General features: G+C 52.1%; 4 protein-coding genes. 2 read left to right on the top strand and 2 right to left on the bottom strand.

Annotated elements, in window-relative coordinates; all coding sequences use genetic code 11:
• Positions 1-154 precede the first annotated feature (154 nt).
• Positions 155-928 carry a Uma2 family endonuclease gene (locus tag AC5JMP_RS04295; RefSeq protein WP_495850198.1) on the top strand — a complete coding sequence of 258 codons (774 nt, stop codon included), beginning with the start codon at positions 155-157 and terminating at the stop codon, positions 926-928.
• A 244-nt stretch (positions 929-1,172) separates the two neighbouring features.
• Here AC5JMP_RS04295 and AC5JMP_RS04290 read toward each other — a convergent pair whose 3' ends face one another.
• Complete coding sequence (locus AC5JMP_RS04290) at positions 1,173-2,315, bottom strand: ATP-binding protein (protein WP_495850197.1); 1,143 nt, start codon at positions 2,313-2,315, stop codon at positions 1,173-1,175.
• Positions 2,316-2,562: 247 nt separating this feature from the next.
• Here AC5JMP_RS04290 and AC5JMP_RS04285 point away from each other — a divergent pair, with 247 nt between their 5' ends.
• A complete protein-coding gene (locus tag AC5JMP_RS04285; protein ID WP_495850196.1) occupies positions 2,563-5,367 on the top strand; it encodes a cation-translocating P-type ATPase in 2,805 nt (934 codons plus the stop codon).
• Between the two features lie 100 nt (positions 5,368-5,467).
• On the opposite strand, the gene AC5JMP_RS04280 is transcribed toward AC5JMP_RS04285, so the two are convergent.
• Positions 5,468-6,892, bottom strand: coding sequence for a PepSY-associated TM helix domain-containing protein (locus AC5JMP_RS04280; RefSeq protein WP_495850195.1), 1,425 nt, complete (start codon positions 6,890-6,892; stop codon positions 5,468-5,470).
• Positions 6,893-7,090 lie beyond the last annotated feature (198 nt).

Here is a 7,090-nt window from a genome sequence, read left to right as displayed (position 1 = left end):
TTGCAGGCTTTGGTCTTAACATGCTCAGAGACTTATTTAGAATGAAATAACCCTGCCTCAACCCCAATGCTATTTTGTGGAATTCACTGCGGCGAAACTGTCCTGTTCTGCCCTGTCATCCAGGATAATAAGGCATAGAGTTTGGTAATTGCCCATGACTCAAGAGCTGCTCAATCCAGAAATCGTAACTGAGCTTGACATCAGCCACCTTGTCATTGAAGACGATACCCCCGTGGATAACTTTCAATCTGAAGAGCAGCAACGGCTGTTAGTGGAACCGCTCTACAGTTCCAAGGTGCTGCCCGCCCCCTTTTTGGCGGCTGCCAATGTTGGGCTATTTTACAAGCTCAAAGGTGATCCGATCGTCCCCGATATGCTGCTGAGTCTGGGAGTACAGCGTCCCGATGATTTTTCTCAGAGACAGAACCGATCGTACTTTGCTTGGGAATTGGGCAAAAAACCCGAAGTTTGCATTGAGATCGTTTCCAATGCCGAAGGAGATGAGTTAACCCTTAGCAAAAAGTCGCAGAAGAAGGGCAAGACCCGCGCCAAGCAAGAGATTTATGCTCAGATCGGCATCCCTTACTATGTGGTGTTTGATCCGCTGAGACAGATTCAAGGCAAAGACGAAATGAATGGGGCGCTGTTGCGGGTCTGGTCGATTTCACCGGATGGGTATGGTCAACTGACCCCTGAACAAGGCATCACGGCGATCGGTCAACCCATTTGGCTGAATGCGATCGGCATTGGCTTAACCTTATGGGAAGGACAGTTTGAAGAGGAAGTGACCCGACTCTGGCTGCGTTGGTGCGATCAATCGGGGCAAGTCATCCCGACTGGGGCAGAACGGGCTGAAGCTGAAAGTCAACGGGCAGCACGCCTCGCCGATCGCCTCCGAGCAATGGGAATCAATCCCGATGACATCTAACCACTAGATTGAGCCTGTTTCCCATGATTGAACGCGATCGCACTCAAGCTGCACCTTGGGCACAACAAAACTCGCCTCAAGGGGAGGGTGGTGTTTATACCGATTTAAACGAATTTGTGGGCACATTGAACCTCAGAAGGGGCTTGGCAATGCCAAGCCCGTACCGGGATCTGTCGTGGTTCCAATTCAAATTGGTATGAGGTAATGATTTTTTGTGGACTACCAAGATGAGAATATCAAACGACTAACTCAATCGCTGCTTCAGCCAAAACTCCAGCATAGGCATAGCAATCCGGTAGCCAAACTTAGCTCCATAGACTAGCCCCTTCTGCTCTAGGCTGCTGAGTGCTCCTTGTAGGCTACCACCTCGCGAGAGCTGATGTTTTTGGATATAGTCACGGGCATGAGGTTTATCGGTTGGGTCAAGTGCCAGACTCTCCAAGACGCGCACTTGGCTGGGAGGCAGCAGTAAAATCAGCGATTCAAACGTGATAGATAAATCTTCAGCCAATGCCAGAGCGCTCCGATGCACATGGTGAGCTGTAATGAATCCTTCTAGCGCTGCTTCCGAAAATTCTTCTAGCAATTCTGATCGATCGCCCTTCCTACTCCCAAAAGCCGCCTGATCTAGCCAGACGCGGCGCGCCAAAGCGATCGCATCGCCCAAGTGCCCTTGAACGTAGCCTAGAAATAGCGTCAACGCCAAACTGTCGAACTGTAGCCCCTCGGAAGCCAGAGTTGCCACCAGCCAGGTGGTCATGGATTCGTCGTCTAGCGGAGCTAGGGTGATCCGCTTCAGGTCGCTATCCTGCATCCAGGGTTCGGCGATCGTCGAAATCAGGGCATAGCTAACCCGACTTTGACGCTGAATCTCCTGACGCAAATAGTTTTCCCACTCGCCTGTCCGATCCCAGGAGCGGATATGGGGAAAGTTTTGAAATACGATGACCACACGACAGCTGAGTTGCTCTGCTAAAAACTGCGGCAGTGCCAACAGCGTTTGAAACAGTATCCAGTCCTGAGTAGATGCCGATTGCCAAACCAGCCGAACTTTATGGGATTGCTCCAAAACAATTGGATGGCCCGTGCTCCAGCGCTGAATCAGAGCCAGTTCAGTGGGGTCAACAAAAGTCTCCGTTATGCCATCCGCCAAAAGGCGCAGGAAGCGATCGGCATTGGTCGTTCTCAGAAAGTCAATTTCTACAATTCTGGCTCCAATCTGCTGCGCGGCAGATCGAATCAGCGATCGCCGTCCGATGCCTGGAGCGCCCACCACCAGCAAATCGCAGTCTTGCACCAAAATTTGGCTGACCTGTTGGAGTTCGGTCTTGCGACTCACTAAATGCTGAGAGAAGAAAGGCTGAGAGAATAGCAGGTTATTCGACATCCGCTGGCGCTGAAAATATGAATGTCACAAGGTTTATGGCGGTCTTCAATCATTTGCGGGCTAGGCGAAGTTTTCCCCATAGCCCATTTGGGATTGCTAGATCTAGGGTTTGACATTAACCGTCTTAGCACTATTTAATAGTGCTATACGAGTTTTAATAGCACTATATAAGATCACTGGATTGAAGATCACTGGATTGGTTCATCTCTTGCCCACCTTCATAACTGACTCAAAAGTTTGATCTCTTATGGCACAAAATTCTCTATCCCACTCTACTCTCTCTACGCCTACAGCTTGGCACACCCTGGTTGCCGAGCAAGCCACCGACTTGCTCGGTAGCAATCGCGCCGATGGACTCACCGACCCCCAAGTTGTCGAACGGCGAGAAAAGTATGGCTCTAATGAGCTGATTGAAATGGGGGGGCGATCGCCGCTAGAGATCCTCTGGGATCAGTTCAAAAACATTATGCTGCTGATGCTGATTGCGGTCGCCGTCATTTCCGCAATTTTAGACATTCGTGAGGCGATGGCGCTAGGCAAATTCATTTTCCCTAAAGATGCTGTCGCTATTTTCGTTATCGTCTTGCTCAACGGCATTTTGGGATATGTGCAGGAAAGCGGCGCTGAGAAGGCTCTAGCAGCGCTCAAAGATCTCGCCTCTTCTAAGGTGCGCGTCATCCGCGACAGCAAAACCCTGGAGGTCGATTCCAAGGATCTGGTGCCGGGAGACATCATGCTGCTGGAGGCTGGCGTAAAAGTCTCGGCAGACGGTCGCTTGCTAGAATCAGCAAATCTTCAGGTGCGAGAGTCTGCACTGACCGGAGAGTCGCAGGCGGTAAACAAGCAGCCCCAGGCACAGCTTCCCGAAAATGCTTCTCTGGGCGATCGCATCAACTTAGTCTTTTCTGGAACCGAAGTTGTGCAGGGTCGGGGGACGGTGCTAGTGACGGGCACGGGAATGCAAACTGAGCTAGGCAAGATTGCCACTGCGCTCCAAGAAGTAGAAACAGAACCCACGCCGCTGCAAAAGCGGATGACCCAGTTGGGGAATGTGCTGGTGACTGGGTCTTTGATTTTAGTGGCAATTGTCATCATTGGCGGCACCATCTTCCGTCCTAGTCTATTTGAGGAGCTAGTGAAAGTCTCCCTCAGCATGGCAGTGGCGGTCGTACCGGAAGGACTTCCTGCGGTGATTACAGTGACGCTGGCGCTAGGCACACAGCGCATGGTGAAGCGCAATGCCCTGATTCGCAAGCTACCCGCCGTAGAAACCCTGGGTTCTGTGACGACCATTTGTTCCGACAAGACGGGCACCCTGACACAAAACAAGATGGTGGTACAGGTCGTCAGCACCGCAAGCGGTAACATCTCAGTCACTGGAGATGGCTATGCACCTGTGGGCGACTTTCAGGTGGCGAGGCAGTCAGGTGGCGAAGCGATCGCCGCTCAAGATCAGCCTGAGCTTCAGGCGCTGCTGAGAGCTTGCGTACTTTGCAACGATGCCATTCTGCAAAAAGAAAATGGCGAATGGGTGATTCTGGGCGATCCGACCGAAGGCGCTTTGCTGTCCGTTGCGGGTAAGGCAGACTTACGCAAAGATCAGGAAGACTATCAGTTTCCTCGCGTTGCCGAGTTTCCCTTTTCCTCAGAACGCAAGCGGATGAGCGTCATGGTGAAAAGCCCCAAATCGGCTTACTGCATGTTCACGAAAGGCTCACCAGAGCTGACCTTGGAGCGCTGCACTCACATTCAAGTGCAAGACCAACTGCAAGTGCTAACCGAGGGACAGCGATCGCATATTCTGGATCAAAATAACCAGCTTGCCAGCCGAGGCTTGCGGGTGTTGGGATTTGCCAGCAAGGCTCTAACCGAGCTGCCGCCCGAAGCGTCTGAGGAGGTTTCCGAGAATGGCTTGGTCTGGCTGGGTCTAGTGGGAATGCTGGATGCGCCTCGCCCCGAAGTTCGGGATGCTGTTGCCAAATGTCGCTCCGCCGGAATTCGTCCGGTGATGATTACCGGAGACCATCAGCTAACCGCACGGGCGATCGCCGCAGATTTAGGCATTGCCCAACCTGGCGACGCGTTTTTAACGGGACAGCAGCTAGAAACTTATAGCGATCAGGAACTCCAGTCTGCGGTAGGGGAAGTCAATGTTTATGCCCGCGTGTCCCCTGAACACAAGCTGCGAATTGTCCGAGCGCTGCAACATCAAGGGCATGTGGTGGCAATGACCGGAGATGGCGTCAACGATGCCCCTGCACTCAAACAGGCAGACATCGGTGTGGCGATGGGCATTACGGGCACAGACGTTAGTAAAGAAGCCAGCGACATGGTGCTGCTAGACGACAACTTTTCGACAATCGTTTCGGCAGTTGAAGAAGGTCGCGTCGTCTACGCCAACATCCGGCGCTTCATCAAGTACATTTTGGGTAGCAACATTGGGGAAGTGTTGACGATCGCCGCCGCACCAATCTTAGGGCTAGGAGGTGTACCGCTGTCGCCCCTGCAAATTCTCTGGATGAACTTGGTGACAGACGGTCTACCAGCCCTGGCGCTTGCCGTCGAACCTGGCAGACCCAGCATTATGCAGCTACCGCCTAAAGATCCCAAAGAGAGCATTTTTGCCCAGGGCTTGGGCTTATACATGATTCGCATCGGCATCGTCTTAGCAGTAGTGACGATCGCCCTCATGGTCTGGGCATACGGCTACACTGAGCAGGTGCAGGGGAACGGTCTAGAGCGCGATCGCTGGCGGACGATGGTGTTCACGACGCTCTGTTTGGCGCAGATGGGGCATGCTCTGGCGGTGCGATCGAGCAATCGTCTGACGATTGAGGTCAATCCTTTCTCAAATCCCTATGTGCTGGGTTCAGTCGTGGTGACGAGCATTCTCCAGATTTTGCTGATCTATGTCGAACCGCTACGCAACTTCTTCAACACTCATTACCTCAGCGCCACAGAACTGCTGATTTGCATTGGATTTAGTTCGCTCATCTTTATCTGGATCGAGATGGAAAAGCTGTTCGTGCGTTGGTTCATGAAAAATCGGTAGGAACTTTAGATTTGCTATTTGTTGAAAGGTGTGTGACGCACCTTTCAACAAAAATGCACTACAGCTAGAGGGCTTGCGTAAGTCCTACAAAAGAAATCTGTCAATTGATCAAACGTTTGAAAGAAGGAATTCGAGAAAGGATGCCATAGTCCAGTAGCAAGACCACCACCAACGACAGCCCCACCAGCGGAAAAGCCAGACCCAACACAGCCACGATCGCCAATGGCATTCTCCACTGCTGCACATGCTCAGGCAAGGGGGGCGCACCCAGGCGATCGACAGGACGACGCTTCCACCAGAGAACCACGCCGCTGACGCACAGCAAAATCACCGTTAAACAGGCAAACAGCATCAGCAACTGGTTCGCCAACCCAAAATACTTACCCATGTGAATGGCAACGCCCAACTCAACGGCTTTGGGCACCAGCCCGTACTGCTGCCATCGCACATCTGCCAGCACCTTGCCACTGTATTGGTCAATGTGCATCGTCGCTTCCTGTGCCGGGTTATCTGGAAAACCCGAAACGGTATACACTCCCGTCTCACCCTCTGGCAAGGTGACGTTAAATCCTGGCACAACACCTTTAGACTGGGCTAGAGCAATCACAGAATTTAAATTTACCGCACCTGACGGCACATCCGAACCGCCACTGTGCATTGAACTATGGTCATGCGGCTGGCTCTGAATTTGACTCTGCGGCATCGGCATCTGCTCAACCGCCCAAGGCACATTCTGCCCATTCTGATTCAACGATCCGGTTAACCGCACAGACTGAGGCACATCATTCCACATCTGTGCTGGGAACTGGTTCCAAACCTGAGCAAACGTGTCTCCCCAAAACCCTGTCCAAGGCAGACCCGTCAAGATCAGGAAACCGACCAGCAGCGACCCATACAAGCCCGGAACCGCGTGCAGATCGCGCCAAAAAATTCGCCGACTGCGGCTACTCAAACGCGGCAGTAAAGTTCCCCAGACCGAAAATCCCCTGCGCGGCCACCAGAGGTAAAGTCCTGTGATCAGCAGCACCAATCCCCAGCAGGCAGCCAACTCAATGAGATAGTCACCCACCTTGCCGATCATCAGCTCACCATGCAGCTTACGGGCAATGCTTTGCAGATTTTGCACCTCATCACGATCGCCCAACACTTGCCCCGTATAGGGATTAACAAACACCGTTAGCGTTCGATCGCCCGCTTTCACCTCCACTTCGGTACTGCGGTTCGTATTCACGCTAGGGATAATTTTTGAAATCGTCGCCTCCGGAAAGGCAGCTTTAGCCGCATCTACTTGCTGCGTGTAAGGCAAAAACGTACCCGTCGGCTGAACAAACATCAGGTTGCGATACATGACGGCATCTAGCTGCGGCTTAAACAGATAAACTATTCCTGTGAGCGCCAGCATCAGCATAAAGGGGATGACAAATAGCCCCGCATAGAAATGCCATCGCCAAACGGTACGATAGAAGCGATTGGGCGGAGACTCTAAGCCGGGACGATCGATAGCAACATTCGCGGTCTTAGACATACAGCACTTCCTGGCGACGTAAAGGATTCTCTGCGACTCAATCTTTTCAATCAAATCGACGGTTCATATCCTGCTGCCACAGGCTAGGAAACGTCAAAAGACGGCTTGTCAAACATTGCAGTCTTGTAACAGGATAAATTTTTGTATAGCGCTACGAGAACGAGTTAGGACATTATTGTAGAGGTAGAGAAGCGTTCA

The sequence above is a fragment of the Drouetiella sp. genome (assembly GCF_059504425.1).
This window is presented reverse-complemented; position numbering and strand designations above follow the sequence as displayed.

Bases quoted from the DNA above. Each gene is read 5' to 3' on its own strand.
- AC5JMP_RS04295 (WP_495850198.1), top strand. From the start codon at position 155: ATGACTCAAGAGCTGCTCAATCCAGAAATCGTAACTGAGCTTGACATC.
- AC5JMP_RS04280 (WP_495850195.1), bottom strand. From the start codon at position 6,892: ATGTCTAAGACCGCGAATGTTGCTATCGATCGTCCCGGCTTAGAGTCT.
- AC5JMP_RS04285 (WP_495850196.1), top strand. From the start codon at position 2,563: ATGGCACAAAATTCTCTATCCCACTCTACTCTCTCTACGCCTACAGCT.
- AC5JMP_RS04290 (WP_495850197.1), bottom strand. From the start codon at position 2,315: ATGTCGAATAACCTGCTATTCTCTCAGCCTTTCTTCTCTCAGCATTTA.